This window comes from Mycoplasmopsis citelli, assembly GCF_900660645.1.
GTDB classification, from domain to species: Bacteria; Bacillota_I; Bacilli_A; order Mycoplasmatales; family Metamycoplasmataceae; genus Mycoplasmopsis; species Mycoplasmopsis citelli.
Window position 1 is genome coordinate 892,017 of the sequence record NZ_LR215036.1, and the last position, 19,929, is coordinate 911,945.

General features: G+C 25.1%; 9 protein-coding genes. 1 reads left to right on the forward strand and 8 read right to left on the reverse strand.

The genetic code is table 4. The features are described 5' to 3' along the window. Nucleotides 1-65 precede the first annotated feature (65 nt). From EXC58_RS03360 to EXC58_RS03385, 6 genes are all read right to left on the reverse strand, one after another. A complete protein-coding gene (locus EXC58_RS03360) occupies nucleotides 66-476 on the reverse strand; it encodes a hypothetical protein (RefSeq protein ID WP_129725627.1) in 411 nt (136 codons plus the stop codon). 455 nt (nucleotides 477-931) lie between these two features. Beyond that, nucleotides 932-1,477, reverse strand: coding sequence for a hypothetical protein (locus tag EXC58_RS03365; RefSeq protein WP_129725628.1), 546 nt, complete (start codon nucleotides 1,475-1,477; stop codon nucleotides 932-934). A 17-nt stretch (nucleotides 1,478-1,494) separates the two neighbouring features. After that, nucleotides 1,495-2,025 (reverse strand): hypothetical protein, encoded by a 531-nt coding sequence (locus EXC58_RS03370; RefSeq protein WP_129725629.1) that lies wholly within the window; start codon nucleotides 2,023-2,025, stop codon nucleotides 1,495-1,497. Between the two features lie 551 nt (nucleotides 2,026-2,576). Then, nucleotides 2,577-4,820 carry a transglutaminase-like domain-containing protein gene (locus tag EXC58_RS03375; RefSeq protein ID WP_129725630.1) on the reverse strand — a complete coding sequence of 748 codons (2,244 nt, stop codon included), beginning with the start codon at nucleotides 4,818-4,820 and terminating at the stop codon, nucleotides 2,577-2,579. Between the two features lie 67 nt (nucleotides 4,821-4,887). Beyond that, nucleotides 4,888-5,964: a hypothetical protein gene (locus tag EXC58_RS03380; RefSeq protein ID WP_129725631.1), complete on the reverse strand. Its 1,077-nt coding sequence runs from the start codon at nucleotides 5,962-5,964 to the stop codon at nucleotides 4,888-4,890. Nucleotides 5,965-6,596: 632 nt separating this feature from the next. Further along, entirely contained in the window at nucleotides 6,597-8,627 is a 2,031-nt protein-coding gene (locus EXC58_RS03385; protein ID WP_129725632.1) for a coiled-coil domain-containing protein, read from the reverse strand. Between the two features lie 468 nt (nucleotides 8,628-9,095). Here EXC58_RS03385 and EXC58_RS03390 point away from each other — a divergent pair, with 468 nt between their 5' ends. Further along, nucleotides 9,096-10,265 (forward strand): Mbov_0401 family ICE element transposase-like protein, encoded by a 1,170-nt coding sequence (locus EXC58_RS03390; RefSeq protein ID WP_129725633.1) that lies wholly within the window; start codon nucleotides 9,096-9,098, stop codon nucleotides 10,263-10,265. Between the two features lie 458 nt (nucleotides 10,266-10,723). On the opposite strand, the gene EXC58_RS03395 is transcribed toward EXC58_RS03390, so the two are convergent. Both EXC58_RS03395 and EXC58_RS03400 read right to left on the reverse strand, forming a co-directional pair. Then, complete coding sequence (locus tag EXC58_RS03395) at nucleotides 10,724-11,032, reverse strand: hypothetical protein (protein ID WP_129725634.1); 309 nt, start codon at nucleotides 11,030-11,032, stop codon at nucleotides 10,724-10,726. Between the two features lie 345 nt (nucleotides 11,033-11,377). Beyond that, nucleotides 11,378-19,924 (reverse strand): rhoptry family protein, encoded by an 8,547-nt coding sequence (locus tag EXC58_RS03400; RefSeq protein WP_129725635.1) that lies wholly within the window; start codon nucleotides 19,922-19,924, stop codon nucleotides 11,378-11,380. Nucleotides 19,925-19,929 lie beyond the last annotated feature (5 nt).

Consider the following 19,929-nt stretch of genomic DNA (forward strand, 5'->3'; position numbering starts at 1 on the left):
ATTAAAACATAAAAAAGTACTAAAAAATCACTTAAAAAAGTGATTTTTTATATTATGAATTCTCATTATTTTTTAGTCATATCAATTAACTTAATGTATGTAGCTATAAAATTTGCTATTTTGTTGTAAACATTAAATCTAAACAAATCAGCTAATTGGTTATTGATAAATTTATCGGTAATATCTTCAAAATTTGCTTGAAAATATAATTCTTTATACATAAATATTTTATTAAAAGAAACATATAAATTATGTGGAGCATTTGATTTTGTAGGCAATTTTGCAACATCTTCTCTGATTTGTTCAGAAATTTTGCTCATATCATCCAATAGCTCAATTATAAAAATTCTATTCTCAATGCTAAAAAGAGTTAAAAAATATTTGTTCTTTTTATTTTGAGAATACTTCTGTTGAAAAATTCTAAATGAATCTACTTGTTGGTTTTTAGGTGGTGCTTTTGTTTGTATATTATTCATTTTTATCCTTTACTGTTATTAATTTAATTAAAATTAGTATAACGACTTAATATACAAGAAGAAAAAAAGTATTAAAAAATCACATTAAAATGTGATTTTAAATGATATATACATATAAAGAATTTATTAATTTTTATATATTTTCAAAATTAAAAAGTTAAGTATTGGTGGTTTGAAAGTAGCAAATTTTAACGCCAAGCTATCTATTTGATTAAAAGAGCAATCTAAATTAGCTATTTTTAGTGGCATTTGAATAAGAACGAAATTATCAATACTATTTAAAATAGATTTAAAATAATAAAGATATCGTTTTTGTGTAGGTTAAAGAAAGGTTTTTAATTTATTTCTAAAGTTTCTAAAAATTCTGGAATATTAACAAAATGTTTTAAAGAAAAAAGATATAAGTTATTTTGAGCATTTTGTGAAAGTTTAAAAACATCGCTATGATAAAAAGTTTATTTTTGTTTATAAGTTTCTTCAACTAAATCAATATACATTTGTTCAAGCATATTACCAATTAATTCGCTTGGAGTATATTCGTAAATAGTGTTATTATCTAAATCGATCTTAAAATAATTCCAGGAATTTAATTCTTTTAAACATTTTTTTATATTATAGCTATTGCTATTGTTTTTGCTTTTTGAGTTAGCAAGATTTTTTCGCAGTATTTTTTTATATTGTTTGTCATTGAGAATTTTGTTATTTTTGAGATATTGTTTAGCATAATCCACCAAAACAAAACCCCTATATAATATATTAACTACATCTTGGATTCTTTGTAAAGATAAATCTAAATTTAAAATTTTAAAGGGAATATCAATTTTGTCTGTTAGAGATAAAAAGTCAAAATCTATAATAGCTTGTAAATACTTAGCTAAAGTTTTGTCAGAACTATCTTCAATAGCTTGGTTTGCTTTTTCTAAAAATTTTTCTCAGTTAAATTTAGGTTTTAAATGCTGATTAAAAATCAGTTCTTGTTTTGAACTTATTTTAAGGGGCATTTTTACTCCTTTATAAATTAGTGTAATTGTTTTTTAATATCTTCTTCAAGTTCTTCAAACATCTCAAATTTTAAATCTTCAAAATCATCTAAAACAATTTCATCATAACTTGGTAAAACAAAATAATACAAATCATCCTTACAATTATTTATATCTTTGATAATATGTACATATTTAGTTTTAGTTCCTACCTTAGCTAAAGCTTTGCTAGCTATTTCTTTTCACCTAGAACCTAATTTTAAACGGTTTTCTTTTATATATTTGTCTTTAGCTATAGGGTCAAATTTATCTTCTAAAATATCAATAACTCGTTTTAAAGTAGGTTTTGAGATATCTAAACTTAAGATTTTAAAAGCATAACATAAAAATCCATTTTTAAATTCATCTACTTTAAATGGAAAATTTAAAATTAAATTTAACAACTTTATTTGCTCAGTATCAGCAATTTGAGTGGTTTTTTCCTTTAATTTTGTTAAAAATGTTAGTTTCGTTGTACAAATATTAATTCTTTTTGTGTTTATCTCTCCTTGAGAATTAAGCTTTATCATTATATCTCCTTTATGTTTTATTTTATTTATATATTTTGAGTATAACAGAGTAAAAATGCAATTTTTGCAAATGATTTAAATCATCAAATTGTTATTTTAGAGTTATTAAATATAAGAAGAATAGTTTATTTGGTAGTTTATTTGGTAGTTTATTTGGAATAAATACTACTACTACTACTACTATTATTATTATTATTCAATGACAATTTAGTTTAAGGTTATTTACATTAGTTTTATTTTTGATTTGAATTTAATTGTTTTTTTGAGCAATAACTTTATCTAAAAAGTTTTTATCTAGTTTTTGTTTATCGATTAATAAATCTAAACGTTTTTGGTCATATTGTGTTGGCATTTTATTCCTTTAAATAAATAATTAAAATGTATTTAAAGTATAACGGGTTCATAAACAAATGATAAAAAGAACAAAAAAATCACTAAAAAAGTGATTTTAATTTAAAAAATTATAAAAAACTAAGGAAAAGCTTTTGGATTAATATTTTGATATTACCACAATATAAGTATAAAGAATATTTTTTGGATATCAGAAAAAATTAAATACTTTCAGGAAGATATTTATATTCGTATTCTTTAGGGTTTTTGAAAAACATTAAGGTGGTTTCATAAGAACTAATATCCAGTTTTAATTGATTCATTCACTCAGAATTACGTTCTAAAAATAAGTCTTCATCATCTTTAAGTTCATAAGCACTCTTATTATAAAATGTTTGTTCATTTAAATCTCAATTCGTTAAATCTATTGCTTTTCACCTTCCATCAACAAATACTTCATTTCAGGCGTGTCCTCCCTCTGCAAATGTTGCAGTTGGAGTTCCTACAACAGGTCCACCTAAAATTCGAACTGGAATGTTTAAAATTGTTAGTGCTGCTGCTAAATTCATCGAATATCCAACGCATTGAATTTCAGGATCATTGGTAAAAATTTGAGTTGGATTATAAAATCCATAACCATTGTAGTTAAATTTATGTTTTATAGGAGATAGATATAAAGAATTAGTAGCAATATAATAAGCTACTGCTTTGATTTTGGTTTTATCATCTCAATTTTTGTTTATTATATTAGGTAAAATTTCTTTTCAATGATTAAATCATCTTTTGTATTCAGGTATTGGGTTAATTCATTTTGCGTCAGTAAAAGTGCTTTTGCCTTGTTTGATTTCTTCGTCTGTTAGTGAAGTTGTGTAGTCTATTATATAGTCATAATCTTTTTTTCTTTTATGAACAGGTTTTATTAGTTCTGAATTTATAGATTTATAATATCCGTCAGAAAACAAATTTGGTTTGTCTCATAATAAGTTGTTATAGATATTAAAATCAGGAATAGAACCAAAACCAAATTTGTTTTTTAGTTCTACAAAATTTTGATATTTTCAAAATTTTTCGTAATCAAAATCTTTTAATTGGCTATTATCTTGAAATTCGTATTCCTTGTTTTCGACGTTAATTTTTTTATACTCAAAATTTAATGTAGTTTGAAAATTATTAAATTTTAAATTTAATTTATTTATTTCGTCAATTGTTTGAATATTAGTATTTTTGTGTTTTGTGTACAGTTCTGTAGAGTTTTGCTTTTTAATATCATTTATATTTACTTTTTCAGGGTATTTTGGGTTTGTTGTTCAAAGTTTATCATAGCTATCTGGAGCAAAGTTAATTTGTCTTTTCATATAATCACTAATTATTTTATTATTTTTAAATTTTTCGTTTATTTCTAAAGCTTTGATATTTTTATCTTCAATTTTAGGAATTTGATCTTCTTTATTTACAAAAATTCAATTTCATCTTTGATAATATTTAAGTCAATTTATAATATATTCATTATCAATTTGAATTCATTGATAATTTCCGCTATAGTATTTGCTAGGGTCTAAAGAAAAATTGTTGTTTTTGTCAATTCCCCATTGAAAATTTACAAATTCACCATAATTATTTTTATAGTAATATAGAAGTTTTTTTAACCTTTCTAAAGGTTGAAGATAGTATGGGTATTTTTCATATAAGTTAATTTGTTTTTTTAACTTATAGATGTAAAAATCTTGTAAGTAATATCATGTTGGTAATTTTTTGTTATCAGATGTTCATGTATAAATATCATCTGATTTTATAGAAAATAAATTATTTCAATCCTGTATATCTTCTGAATAATCAAATAATTGAGGTTTATTTAAATATGTTTCTTTCCAAGTATTATAATTTTCAAAAATTTTGTTTCAATTTGTTCTGCGAATTTCAAAATAGTCATCAATATTTTTTGCTTGGTCAATTGAATTAATACTATCGCTGAAAAATGCTGAAAAATCTTTTGAAGTTGGAAGTTCTTTTGAATCTAAGACAATTTTTTGAAGTTTGCTTTTCAGTTTTGTCAAATATTCTTGATTTCAATCTGATAATCCTGGTTTTGATGATGCTTTTTTAGGTGGTTGAGGCGAGTTAGGTGTTTGTAATTTTTTATTATTAAAATTGTTTTTTGTTTCACTTGATTCTAATGGACTAGCATTCTTATTTGGTTTTGGATTTAAAGGTGTTTCTTTTTTTAATACATCATTTGAGTTTGACGAATCTTTTCTTGGTATTGTTGGAGATTGATTTTCGTTTTCTAATGGGTCCTTTTTAGATTTGATATTTATGATGTTTGTATAAGATTTTTGTGGAAATGAAGAAATGCTTGTTTCTTTTGGAAACGAAAGACTTGGAGTTAAAAAAACCAAAGCTGTAGTAGCTAATGTGATAGTTAAAAGTAATGTAAATTTCTTGGTTTTTGATTTGAAAAACTTCATATTATTTTAATTATAACGGTATTTATATCAAAAATATAAAAGAAATATCACAGATATTCTGTGATATTTAATTGTTTTTTTCTGAAGGTCAAGGGTTTGCGTCATCTCATCTTTTTTTGGTTTTGTTTCAAAATCTTGCATATTTGGGACTATGAATATTAGAATTAGGATAAAGCAATTCCAGTTCATCCATTGCTGGTTTTTGTTTTTCTGGTGGTAGTTTAGAAAGTTTTTCTTCTAAAATAGAATCATCTAAAAAAGTATTAGGATCAATAAGCGGGTTAAAAAGATTTGGAATATTATTTGTTTCTAAAGGAGTAAGAGTTTGAAGTTCTCAAGGTCTACCTTGAATTTTAGAAACATATTGTTGGTTTTTAACTACTACTTTAACATCAAGAATTTGAACACTATAATTAAAGTCAATTTGAGTATTTTCTCCTTGGGGGTTTGAGAAATTAATATCTTTGATACCCAAATAGTGTTTATATGTTAAGTGATTTTTAGAATCACTTGAAACTACAAAAAGCTCTCTCTTTGATTGATTTGAAGAGATTAAGAAAGAAATTACACCTTGATTTGGGTTATACTGAATTATTTGTTCTTTGATTTTATAATCTTGTTTACCATTTATAGTTGTAGAATCATTAAAATCAACATATTTAACTACTAGAGTGTTTTGAGTATTTGGAGATGTGATTAAAGAAGATTGATTTTCTGTTGGTGTTAAATCAAAAATACTTTTTGAATAATCGATATTTTCTTTTGAAACAAAAACGTCAATTTTATCAGTTAAAGACATATTTTGATTAGGGTGATTGATTTTATATTCTTGTTGGGCTTTAGAAATTCGACGCTTATATGATTCAGATAAAACAAATAAAGAATTGTTTAGTCTCTGGTAGGTTTTAGAATTAAGCAACTTACTGCTTAATTCCTTAACTTGATTAAGTTGGGTTTGTAGTTCAGAGTTTAGTTGGGTAATTTGATTTTCTTGTTGGATAGTTTCTTCGGTTTTAGCTGAAAGTCTTGATTTAACATCGTTTAATTGATTTCTAAGAGAAGAAACTTGTTGATTTGATTGATTTAATTGGTTATTTATATTTTCAATTTGCTTGTTTGAATTTTCTTTATTTTTATTAATCATTAAATCTTGAATATTTAATGATTCTTTATTTAGATTATTAATTCTTTCATCATATTGCTTTAATAATTCAATTTGATCAGTTGGAGTATCGGCATTTGTTGGTAAAGCAGTTGCTTGGGTTAAAATTTCTAAAACTTTAGTGTTTATTGAAAGTTTCTTAGCATTAGCAACAAGTGTTTTAGCTGAATTTAATTTAGCATTATAATCAGAAATTGCTTTGTTAAGATTTGTTAATAAAGCACTTTTAAATTGCGAAGATTTTTCATTTAAAGAAGTTAATTCTCTTTCAAATTGTTGTTTTGATGATTGTAATGATGTGATGGTTTGAGTTTGTTTTTGAGCTTTAGCATCATAATCTTGTTGTAAGGTATTTCTGTAAGCATCATTAAGTCTTGTAGAAGATTCAATTAGAGCTTTAATGCTTGCTTGTTGTTCTTCTAAGGTAGTGTTTTCATCAAAAGTTATAATTGGTTTTGCTAATTCTTGGGTTAACTTATCACTATTAACACTTGGATCTAATTGACTAAGAAAGTTTTGTGCTTTGCTTTTAAGAGTATCATAGACTGTTTTAACAGCCTCATAAGAACTTTTGGCTTGAGTTTTGTTATTAGCCAGTTCAGAATTTAAAGAATTTAATTCTCTTTGGATTTGTTCTTTTGATGCTGCAATGACGTGATTATTTGAGTTTGTTTTTGGGATTGAGAATCATAATCTTTTTGTAAAACATCACCATAAGTATTATTAAGCGATGTCGAAAAATCAATTAAGGCTTTAATGCTTGCTTGCATTTGGTCTAAAGTAGCGTTTTCATCAAAATTTGGAATGCTTTGAGCGATTTGATTTTGTAAGGCTGTTAAATCCACTCCGCTTTGAGCTACTCCAAGTAAAGTAGTTGCTTTGGCTTTAAGATTATCATATACTTCTTTAACAGCATTGTAGGAGATTTTGGCTTGAGATTTATTATTATCAATTTCATCATTTAAAGAGTTAAGTTGAGTTTGAGCTTTAGTTAACAATTCGTTAGTAGTTTCTAACGTTTTTTTGTTTTGAGCTAATTGAGTTTGAACTTCTTGTAAAGTGTTTTGAGTTGATGCTAATTCTTTTTGCTTACTATCAAGCTCAGTTTTAGTTATTTCAAGTTCACTTTGAGTTTTGGTTAAACTTGCTTTTGTTTGTTCATACTGAGCTTTTAAAACATCTAAAACATTGCTTTTGTACTCATCGATAACTGCTTGAGCTGAATCAAGTGCTTTTTTCACAACAGGAGAAAAAGTTTCGGTGTAATTATCAGCACTGTATTTGGTTTTGATGTCTCTAAGAGCGTCAATTTGAGTTTTAAGTCTATCAGCTAAAGTAATCGCCTCACTTACAGTTGAAGATCTAATAGTGGTTTCAATTCCGGTAAGGGATGAAATTTGACTATCAAGCATTGAACCTAAGTTGGTGGTTAAATCCTTTTTAATTTCAGCAATAGTAGCTTCTAAAGAAGTTTTATCTTTAGTTAAAGCATCAACTTGAACTTGGAGATTTTCACTTTGAGTAGTTAAAGATTCAATTTGCTTTTGTTGAGCTAGAATTTGAAGAGTTTTAGCATTATTTTCTCCCATCAACAATGAAATAGTATCAAGACGAATTTGTTCAAAATTTCTAATTACTTCTTCAAAAGAGTTTTGGACAGTGTCCACATCATAACTAAAGACATTTGAATAATCACTATCTGCTTGAGCTTGTTTTAAAGATGAATTCATTTTATTAAGCAATTCTTCAAAGACTATTTTTTTAGTAGCTATAAGCTCTAAGGTTATTTGTATTTTGGCTTTAAGGTCATTAACTTTAGCAGTATTAAGGCTTTGCAGTTTTAAATTATCAAAATCATTTAAGGTAGTTTTAAATTCTTCTAATAATTGTAAGTAAAAACTTAAATTATCAGCAAGCTTTTCAGAAAGTAATTTGATTTTTTGGTCTCTTAGAGAAATTTGTTTTTCTAAAGAACTCACTTCACTTTGATGAATAGCTATTTGCTCATTCATTAAGTCAATGGCAGTAGATAATTGTGCTAAATAGATTTTCTGAGCTTTAGATAAATTATTAAAAGCTACTGTGGTCTTAGGTAAATCATCAAAATTATTTTCGTTGATATTATCAAGAAACTTTTGAGCTTTTAAAAGAGAATTTTTAATTGCATCTTTTGTTTCGTTTGTAAGATTTTTATTACTTTCTAAAGCTCGTTTTAAAGTTGTGGATAATAAATCTATTTTTGTTTTTAAATCATTTTTGAAATCCATAATTGGAGTTTTAAGATCTTTATATCCAACGTTTTTAATAACTTCAACAACAGTTTTTCCGCTTTTTAATTCTTGTGAAAGAGCATTTAAGGATTCAGAAAAATCACTATTTGAAATTTTAGAATCTTGTAGGTCTTTAATCATTGTTTCTAAATTTTGTTGTTTTGCTTGTAAAGTAGTAATTTTAGTTTTGTCATTTTGATTTTGTGCTTTTAATGAATTGAGTTTAGCATTAAGTTGAGAAATTGTTTGTTTAAGTTTGGAAATTTTATTTTCATAATTTAGCGACGAGAATAAATATCCTATTCCTACTCCTGTAGCTAAAACACTAACCCCAAGTGAAGATGAAAGTAATATTTTTTTAGTTTTAGGTTTCATTTTATATTCCTTCCTGTTTATTTTTATGTTTATATTTGCATTTTAACGTGCAAAAAATAAAAAATAAAAAAGTACTAAAAAATCACATTAAAATGTGGTATTTTCAAAAATAAAATTATTTTTTGATAATTATTTAAAAAATTAAACAATCTAAAGAAAATAAGATTTCAAAATTTTTACTTCAATAAAAGTAAATATAATACTTAATTTTATGATTAGAAAAAATAATGTAAGTATTTAAAAGATTTTATTTAATATATGTTAAAATTGCATCTAATATATTTAAATTAAATATAAATAGTAAGTATAGTATATAAATTAAGAATAATATTTTATATTCTAGTAAGAATATAAATAATAAATATAATATTATTTTTTAATATCAGTATTTAATTAAATGCAAATATAATACTAATCTTTAATATCATAAGAAGTTTTTTGATTTAAAATTAGCGTTATAATATTGCTATGAATGAAAATGCCCAGAGATTAATTAAAGAGCATTTGGAAAGTTTGTTTTTTGAACAAGAGCAAGCTTTTGCTCATTCCCAAGCCCGTAAAGATTTAGGATGAAACATTCGTCAAATTCGTTGTCGAAAAATTAAATCAAAACAAGGGGTATTTAATTTTAAAAGATATTTATTTATCGATAAGCAAAACCAATATCATTTTTATGATAATAATCCTATTTGAACTATTCCAAAACACAAAAATATTGACCTTTCAATTATTGAAAATGTTGTTGCCTTAAAAAAGGAAGGGATGTCTAATCGAGCTATTAAAGAAATTGCATATCAAAATATGATTTGCGCTAAGACAATTACTAATATTTTAAAATCCCAAACCCAACAACAAAAGATCAACTTTAGACAACCAACTGATAGCGGAAGAATTTTGTATTTGGAAGTAGATGATACATTTTTAGATTTACGTAATAGTTCAAATACAATAAAGAAAAATCGTGTTCGAGTAATAGTAGCTCATAAAGGTAAAAATTCAAATAATGAAATTGTTCACAAAACTGTTATTGTAGAATTGGCTTTAACTAAAAGTGGTAGCGGAATTGATGATGCTTATATTGAAACTATAAGAAGTAAAATTGAAGAAATATATGGGAATGATTTTGATCAAATTATTATTTATGGTGATGGTGCCTCTTTTATTAAGACACTTGCTAAAGCTTTAAACGCTAAGTACATTTTGGATTGATTTCACATTATTCATAAACTCTTTTCTCTTTGTGGTTTTGGAAAATATAAAACTGAAAACAAGAAAATTTTTCTAGATTATTTGCTTACTTATGAAGTAAGCTTATTTAAAACTATTAAGTTATTGCTCTTACAAGGAAAGTGAGAGTTGGCACTTCAAATTCTTGTGTATGAATTTAAAAATAAATGAGACAAAATCTCTAAAATCAAAAAGAAACTTTTACAAGATTTCATAAAATATATTAAAAATAATAAAGACTTTATTAAGGACTTTGAACAAGAATATCATATCGGTTCACATACAGAGGCGTTTATATCACACCACATAAAAAAATATGGCAAGAAAAAGTTCGCAGTTTTTGGGGTTGATACTTTTAAAACAATTCTCCTTTTTAACACCAAAAGCAATGAAAATTTAATTTTTATTTAACTTCTTATACATTAAATTATTTTAAAAAAATCAATTTTGATATTCTTTTTAGAGAATTAAAAAAGGAACAATTTTAAAATTGTTCCATTTTGTGTTGTATAATTTAATTGCTTTAAGAGATGTATTTTAACTAATATACTCTTACCCACATGTTTTTCCCATCTATCCATTTATTTTCAATGCATTAAAATTTTATATATAAACCTTAGTCTTAATAAAATTTAAGAAACTATTTAACATTTCAATAAATATTTTTAAATCCAATAGCAATATTTCCGAAAATATTAATTAAGTTCAATTTCTTGATCAATTTTATTTTCAATATCGATATTATTGTTAACTTTAATTTCTTCAACTTCTCAATATAAATAACTTATAAGTGATATAAATTCATTAATTCTATTGATACCCTTAACTTCTTTTAATGTAATAATTAACGTAAAAGGAATAGTTTCTTTTTAAGAACTTGATAATCTACTTTTTTTCTTTACACTAAAACCTCAATTACCTTGTGAATTTCCTACTTTTTTACCTTTACGTGGTTTACCTTTAGGTCCTAAAATTCCTTCACAAATATGCTTAACGTTTTCTCATTTTTGATAATCATCTCTTGCTTTTTCTTCGGTTATTTTATAGTTATCTAATGTTTGAAAATTATTGTTTATAGGGAAAATTTCTTGTTTTTTTTCTAAAACTTTTCCAAATTTTAGATCCAATTCAATGTTTGTATAATCAACCCCCTTGTTCTCTTGTACTTGGAACTGCATAATATAGTGTTGCCTTAACTATAAAAGGGTGATTATTATTTACTTTTGGAAGAGGGATGGATTTAGAAAATCTATCATATAGCGTTGAATTTGCTTCGATAATAAATTTAATTTCATCATCTGGAGTTTGTATTATATCGTTTATGTGAGTTGGAACAATCCCATGTCCAAGCAATTCAGAATTATCAAATTTTGTTTTTCAACCCTTGGCCGAATCTATGAGTAAAGCTTTTGCTACATTTCTTGAAAGTTTGCAATAACGAAAAAAATATGATATGAACCCCATAATTTTAGAATTTTGGTGGTCCATATCAATTATTTCTTATTAAATCAGCAGATAATTAATTAACGAATTTTAAATCAAAATTTATTAACCATAGCTGAGGTTAAAGCAATTTGAGCAGTTGCTTTTTTAAGCTGATTTCCGGATGATTTTCAATCTTTGCTTGGTACTGGTCTTAAGATAGCTGAACTTGGATTGCTTACATCAGTTCGATAAACAGTACTTTGTCCGCCATTAATTGGAAATACAGGATATCCACCAAGAGCATCATTGCTAGACACTGGTAATCAATTATCATTATTACTAGTATTTGTTCTAAAAATTTGGTTATTAAAGGAAGCGAAAATAGAAAATGCTTTAGCTAATTCTTCAGGTTTTGGTTGGTAGTTTTGAATATTTTTTCCAAAGTTAGATGAAAATTTACTTAAAAATGTTTTATCAGAACTTTTTAAAGAATTATTGTTTTTATAAGCATCTAATTTTTGTTTTAAAGTATTTTTATTAAAAACAAATAAACTATTTTCAGTTCACGAATTATAAAAGTAAACCTTTCTTTTGACTACATCATAATCAATATTAAAGAAATACAAATTTAAATTTAATCCAGTTGGTAGGCGGTTAGGAGAGGTATTAAATCAAAAATATGGATCATTATAAATATTTGCAAATGTCCCTCCACGACGAACAAAAATCTCATCATATGTTCCAGGATGTCAATTTCCTGAAAATCCACCATAACCAGGTAATCCAGTAATAAATCCACCATTTAATTGTAAAAAAGCAAATCCTTTTTCTTGATCACTTGGGATAATATTTAAAATCTCAAAATCTTTATTTGAAGTTAACGATACATTATAAGTAATTGGGATAGTCAGTTGATTTTCGAAATCAAAACCATATTTACTATGTTTATTACGATTGTTTTTATCTAAATATGCACTTAATCTAGTTGCGGTTTTACCATTTTGAGTGCTTGTAGTTGTATAGCGGATATTTTGTAAATTTGCATCATTTGAGGTGTTTAAACTACTTAAATAAGTGTTATTTGGCACAATTACATTAGTGCTTAAATTAGTGCTATTATTAGAGTTTAAACCAAAAATTGCTGCATTCATTTTGTTATACACTTTAGTAATAACTTGATCTTTAACTTGAGAAGCATTGCTTGCATTTGCATCTGATATTTGTGGAATATTTCATCCTGCTTCATCAACATCTAAAACTTCAACTTTAGTATCAATTCCAACTTTGTTATTATCAATAAAGATGCTTGTTGTTTGATTTGGAATTGCGATAGTATCTAAAGTCTTAAAAGAAATTACTATTTCTTTTTCAACTTGTAATTTTCCAATATTGGTGTTATTTGATTCATATGAATACACAACTTTAGCTTTAAGTGATTGTCGATCGACTTCATCTTGGGTTTGAGATATTAAATCAAACCAACCATTAGTAGAATATTTTTTAAGATAAACTTTTAATTTTAATGGTGAAAAAATTGATTTTAAATCACTGTTATCTTTTACATCTTTATTAGTGTATGCAAATTGCTCAAACATATCTAAAAATTCATCATTATTATCTATTTGGACTAAATCATTTTGAGCATTATGACTTAAAACTTCAAATCTTTTTATAAATTCTTTTCGAGTAACATCATCTTTGGCAATTATGACTTTATATTTATGATTAAAAGCTCCATCAAGTCCGGCTTCACGAGGAGTAAGAGGGTTTGACTTTTTTGGATCATCATTTAGCGAACTAAGTAACATTTGTTTATTTTGATCTTCTTTAATTCAATTATTATAATTAGTGATTTTATTTAATAATGTACTTAAAGTTGTAGTTAAAGAATTGGTTTTATTTAGAGAGTTAAAATCAAAATTTGCAGTAGTTACGCTGTTTAAAGTAGTTAAAATTCCTTGCTTAAAGGTATCAAAAGCATTTTTAATTGCATCAGTTTCACTTGAAACGCTATTATATCTAATAGTTTCAAAAAGATCAGCAAAAATTTCTTCAAGAGGATTTTTTGCTAGTGCATTAGTTACAGCATCTTTAATACTTGAAACTAAATTTAAAAAACTTTGATTAAAAGTATTAAGTAACGTAGCAAAATTAGCTAGTGAAACTGAATCATTTTTATCTTCCAAGGTTTGATAAATGTTATTAATACTTTCATATTGATTTTTAAAAGTATCATATTGATTCTCAAGATCTTCGATATTATTTTCTTTAAATAAATTGTAATTTTGACCAGTTATATTAGCTTTTAAAGTGTCAAATTTATTAATTAATTTAACATAAAATCCGCATTGATCACTTCCTTGTTGAGCTTCAAATTTTTCAGCAAATTTTTCTTTAAGTGAATTTACAAAATTATTTAAAGTGTTTTGATAATTTCCTTTGATAATATTTACTAATGAATTGATTTTTTGTTCATAATTATTAATATTGCTAAAATCAGACCCTAAAGCAGTATTAATTGTATCTTTTAAAGTTACAATACCTTGGTATAAAGAATTATCGACATTTACCCCAGCACGAACAATTGTTTTACTTGGAGCAAAATCATTAACATAATCTAAAACCTTACTTTGAATGTTTTCAACAGCATTAATTCCTTTTGCATATAAATCAAAAATTTGTAAGTTAGCCACTTCTTTAGCATTACTTAAATAAACATTAACTTTTGAGTATGATAAAGTGTCTTTATTTTTAATTGCAGTGTCTAAATCAGTAATTCCCTTTGCAATAAAATTATCAATATACTCGCTTTGAGTACTGTTAGAATTCACATGACTTTTTGTAGCATCAAAAAATTCTTTAATTTTCTCATTAGCATTTTTTTGTTGTGCTAATTGTTCTTTTTTAGCACTGATTAATCGATTAATGCTTGCTTTAATTGTGTTAGAAAGTTGGATTTTAGCTTCTTCTTTATTAGCTTTATTAGCTAAAGTTACAATTACTCCAGCTTCTCCACCAATTAAATTTTTAATTTGATTAAAGATTGTTTGGACCTTAGCATTATCTATAGTACTATCTTGCAAAGCGATAAACCCAAGAGCTTGATTATATTCTCTTTGTAAATCAATAGCATTATTAAGAGTATATTCAATTAAAGAATTTTTCACTTCTTGACCTTCACTTGGTTGAATATCTTTTACATCTCTAAAGTAAATTTTAAATAATGTTTCTAAATTAGCATTTGGTAAATTATATGCACTAATAAATTGATCTAATTTATTTTGAATTACTCTTTTTTGATCTGCTGTTAAAGTAAAATCATTATCAAATTTAATTTTAACTGCATCATATTTGCTTAGTAAATTCAATTTAAAATGCATATTGTTTAATTTTTGAGTAAGATTTTCAATTGAATTTTCACGTGTAAGAACCATTTTTGTAGCATCATTATAATATCCATAAGCTTGATTAATTAATTCGTTAGCTTCATTTTTCGCATCAATAACTAATTTTTCATTGCTAGTAAGAATATTATTATAGGCATTTAACTCATAAGCTTTTTGAGCTAAAATTTTAAGTTTATCTAAGTTATTTTCAATTGCATTAACTTTGTTTCGAATAATGTTTAATGCACCACTTTCATCTGGAGAGATTGTTAGTGTGTTTTGAGTGTTATTTTGTTTTTCTAAATTATCTAAAAAATTAGCTAAAGAATTTTTAAACTCATCGTGAACTAATGGAGTAAATTCAACTTTCTTTAAATGAATAATTTTTTCATTTGTTTGATTGCGATAATTACTTTTAGCTTCAATTAAAGCTAATTTAAGATTAATTTCTTGAATGATTTTATTAGTTAAAACCTCATATTGATCAACACTTTGAGTATTTAAATTAAACAAATCATTAACTAAATACTGATTTTGAACATCATTTCCAAGTGAAGGGTTTGAGTAAGTTTCGTTTTGAGGGATACTGTCTCACACTAGTGAAAGAGCATCGTTTAAATCGTGAGCTGAACTTGGAAAATTATGAGCCAATAATGCACTAGTAAATGTTAATACATCTTGATCAGTTTGAATAATATTTTTAAATAAATTTGCTTTTTGAACTAAAACTTCAATTTGATTAACAACTTCTTGATTATATTCATTATTATTCGCTACACTTTCAAAGCTATCTAAATAAATATTTATCTTTTTAAGTTTATCAAGCCCTGAAACTCCATTTAAACTTTGTAAATTAAAAGAAGGATCGTTAATTAAAGCTTTAATTTCAGCTAATTTAGTGGCAAGTTGATCTGAAATCCTTAATTTTTGAGTAGTAAAGTTAATTTGATCGCTTAATTGAATATAGAATTTAATATTATTCTTTTCATTATTTGGCTTATCTTTAAAATAACTTTCTCTTGCTTGATCAATAAATTCATTCAGCTTTTGCGAATATGTATTAACTAAACTTGAACTTGAATTTTGCAATGAACCCAAGGTAATTTTAGCTTGATTTACACTAATAGCTAGTTGGGCTAATGCTGGAATTTCATCTTTAATACGATTAACTTCAGTTAATAAATCTTTTGAAGTAATGTTTGGCACTTTTGTTTTAATTTTATTAACATAATTGTTTAATTTAGTTTCAACATCACTATCATAAGTAGTTCCTAGAGCATTGCTTAGCAATTTTGCAACACCATATGAACCATTAGTTAAATTATCATTTTCTAAACTAGCAAGAATATTTTCACGAATTTCATCAATTTCAGCGTTATTAAGATAATTTTCATATAGCGACGAATATTTTTCTTCAATTTGATTTAAAGAATCTGATGAAACAAATAATAAATTTTCAATGCCATTTTTTAGATTTTCAATTGAGGTAGTTTTTTGATTATTATGAGTGGTATTTTTAGTTACATAATTAGCAATTCGTTTTTGAAAATTAAATAATTTATCAAATTCAATAATCTTTTGATTAATTTCTTTAGTATTTTCCAAACTCAAGCTATTTGAAGTTAAATTATTAGTAAGGATATTTTTAAATAGCTCAAAAGATTTTTTAATTTTTGTATGTAAATCATCATTTCCAAAGGCACTATAAGAAGCAGTGATTTGAAGATCATTTAATTTATTTAAAGCTAAATCTTTTTGGTAACCAATTTCAAGTTTAGTTGCAAAATTATTAATATCATCAGTGTCAAAATTACTTTTTTGATTTGATTGCTTAGCTTGATCATATTCACTTTGAACATTGCTAAAATAAGTGTTAAATGAATATCCGGAATTGGTGCTTTGTAATTTTGTAATATTATTGCTTAAAAACGTTTCTTTAGCATTTGTTTTACTAATTGCTTGATTAAATGCATCCAAAAGATCTTTTTTAGTGGTTGTATATTGCTTGATTTTAGCTTCAAATTGAGCTTTTTTAAGCTTAATTTGTGCTACAGATAATTCATTATTATAAATAAGTGAATTGCTTTCTTGTTCAACTAAGCTAATATCTCTTTTTAATGATGCATAAATTTTTCAATCTTTATTTTCTTCTAAGATTGCATTTAATCCTTGAACAACTTTAATAAATTCATTTTTAGCTTTAATAACTGATTTTGCTTTGCTTAAAGTCTCAATTTTAACATTAATTTGATCTTTTTCATCACTGAGTGATAAATTATTATTAGCAAGTAATTTTTCAATAGAATCTGATAATACTTTAGTTGTACCTTGATTATATAAATTATACAAATCAAGTAATTGCGAAGAATAATCAGCTAATTTTTTTAATAATTCCATCTTTTCACTGACAATAAGAGCTTTTTGATAATTAGTTTGAGATTTTTGAACTGAAAAATAATTATCAATTGCTTCAAGACTTGTAATATATTTGATATTAGCTGGGGTGTTTTTGGTTTTTTTAGTTGCTTGAATGTGATTGTTAATTTCTTCAATTTTTTCTTGCTCATAAGCAAGTAAAATTTCATTTCCTCGCTTAAATAGCTCATCTTTTTTGTTTTTAAATAATTGCTTATTTGGAATATTATTTAAATTATTTAAGCGACCCACTAACTCATCAGCAGATTTAATTTCTGATTGAGCAATAGTTATTGCTTGATTGGTTTTACTTGCTGTATATGGCGCAGATGTATATTCCCCTATAATTGTGAGTAAACGTTTTTTATTAATTTCTAACCCATATAAAAATGGAGTAATGTCAATTAATTCATTGGTTTTTAAGATGGATTCTCTTTGTTGCTGAGCAGTTAAATCATTTGAAGAATTATTCAAAAGCTCATTGTAATTTTTTAGTAAATTTTGAGTTTCTTGTGAAGAAAAATCGTTTTGATAATTTGTTTTAATGCTAGTTTTTAATTGTGCTAATGTTTGACTTAATAAAACATTAAGATCTGCTTCATTTAGGTCTTTAATTGCTTTTTGTAATTGGTTTTGAGTAGCAATAATTTGGTCATTAGTTACATTTGGATTTTCATAAAGTCCCTTTAATTGTGCATGAACTTCTTCAAGTATTTCTATATATGGTTTAAATACATTTGCGTTGACACTAGCTTTTTTCTCAGCTAAAGTAGCTAAAGCTTCTTTATCAAGAAGTGATAATTTACGAAAATCATTAGCTGTATTAGTTAAATTTTTTAATTTTGAATTAAGATCTAAAATATCTAGTTCTAGTTTATCATCTCCATTTCCGGAGTTAACTTTATTACGAAGTTGCTCTAAATTTTGTTTATACTTGTTATATAAATTAATTCGTTTTTGTTCGTTTTCATTTGGTATATAACTATCATCATTATTTGAAAAGGCAACTTTTAAATAATCATCAGTAAAAGATGAAAAAATTTCGGCATGACTTTGTTTGTTTGCACTAATTAGATTTTGAAGCTTAGTTTCATAAATTTTTATTTGACTAATAATTTCAGCAGAAGAAATTGGATTAAAATCTTTAGCCATTGTTAGAGATTGTTTATTTAATTTCTTTACTTCCTTAATAATTACTTCATTTTTTGGGTTATTTAGTGTTTCAAGAATTTTAACTTCGTGTTCTAATAAAGGAATTAATTCTTTTAAATTGATTTTTAAAATAGTTCTTAAAGTTTCATTAAGCTTATTTTTAACTGTTTTTAAATAAGCTATTGAGATATTATTTGAATAAGTTTTAATAACTTCATTATTTAATTGATTAAGTTGATTTTGAATATCTTTACTGGTAAATTTAAAGTTTTTAACTTCAGTAATTTGGCTTTGAATTAGTTGTAATTCGCTATTTAAGTAACTTAAATCTTCAAGTTCTTTAATTTGAGTACTATAAAAAGAAAATAACTGATCAACTAATTGTTTTACTGGTAAATTTCTATTAACAATAGATTGAAGTTGTGAATTAATTAAAGTTGCTTTGGTTTTACTGATAATACGATTTTCTAGAGCTTCATTAGTTTTAGTGGTCAATTCTTCAATTAATGAGTTTGCAAATTTTAATGAGTAAAAATCACTAAATAAATTATTTTTAGCTGATATAAGTTTTTGCTTATCATTAATTGATGCCACTTGTAAAATTAACAAATTAAGAGTATCTTTATTAAAACTTAGCGTTGAATTAAAATTATTTACATAAGCAGATAAATCTCTAATTACTTGCTGAATTTCTGCTACTGTTTTTTGACTATCGGAAATTTGTTCATAAAAAGTCACTACACTGTTGCGAATTTGGTTAATATTTGCTTTAGTTAGGGCTAAATTAAGATTAATTTTAGCCGAATCTAAAAACTTTTGGATATTTTGTTTTTCTGTTGCATTATATGCAGAGTTATGAACATAAGGTTGAATTTGTTTTAAGTATTCATTAATTTCGTTAATTTCATTTTGCGATCCATTAAGAACAAGTCGCAGTTTTTCAACTTCACCACTTGTATCTTGAGAAGCAATTTGAATTTCATTTAAACGTATATCAGTGCTAATAATTCGAGAATATAAATGACTAAGGGATGAAGTGGTATCTTTTTTGAGTCCTTCAAAAGGAAGATTATCAAGCATATGAGAAGTTCCTTCAAGAAGTGCAATATATGGATTTAAAGCGTCATTTTGTTGTTTAACTAATTTAGTAATTTCTTGTGATAAATTCGTTAAGTACTCACTTTTATTGGGATTATTAGTATTGTATAAGTTTTCAAAAAACTTAATACTTTGATCCTGTTTACGTTGAGTTAAAGCATCTTTTAAATCAAGTTCACGAATACGATTTTCTTGATTGGAAATAATTTTATTTCAAAATGTTGCTAATTCTTGACCTTTAAAATTCAAATTATTTAAGTGTGCAATATAAAAACTAAATGCCTTTTCTTGTGCTAAATCCAAAGCTACTAATTTCTCATGAAGTTTTTTATTTGGATCTTTTCATTGATTTTTAGCTCCTGAATAAGACTGAATAATTTTATCTTTTTGCTCTTGAGACTCTTCAATATAAGGAGAGTAAATTTTAAATAAGTTTTCTCCTTGAAGAAAATTTCCATAAACTGTAGATAAATTAACATTTTCATTGGAGTGAATTGTGTATAAAGTCACTCCCATACCAACAGTAGCTGAAGCTACTATTGCTGATGATATAATTAATGCTTTAGTTAGTTTTTTGTTTTTGTTTTTAAACATAATTA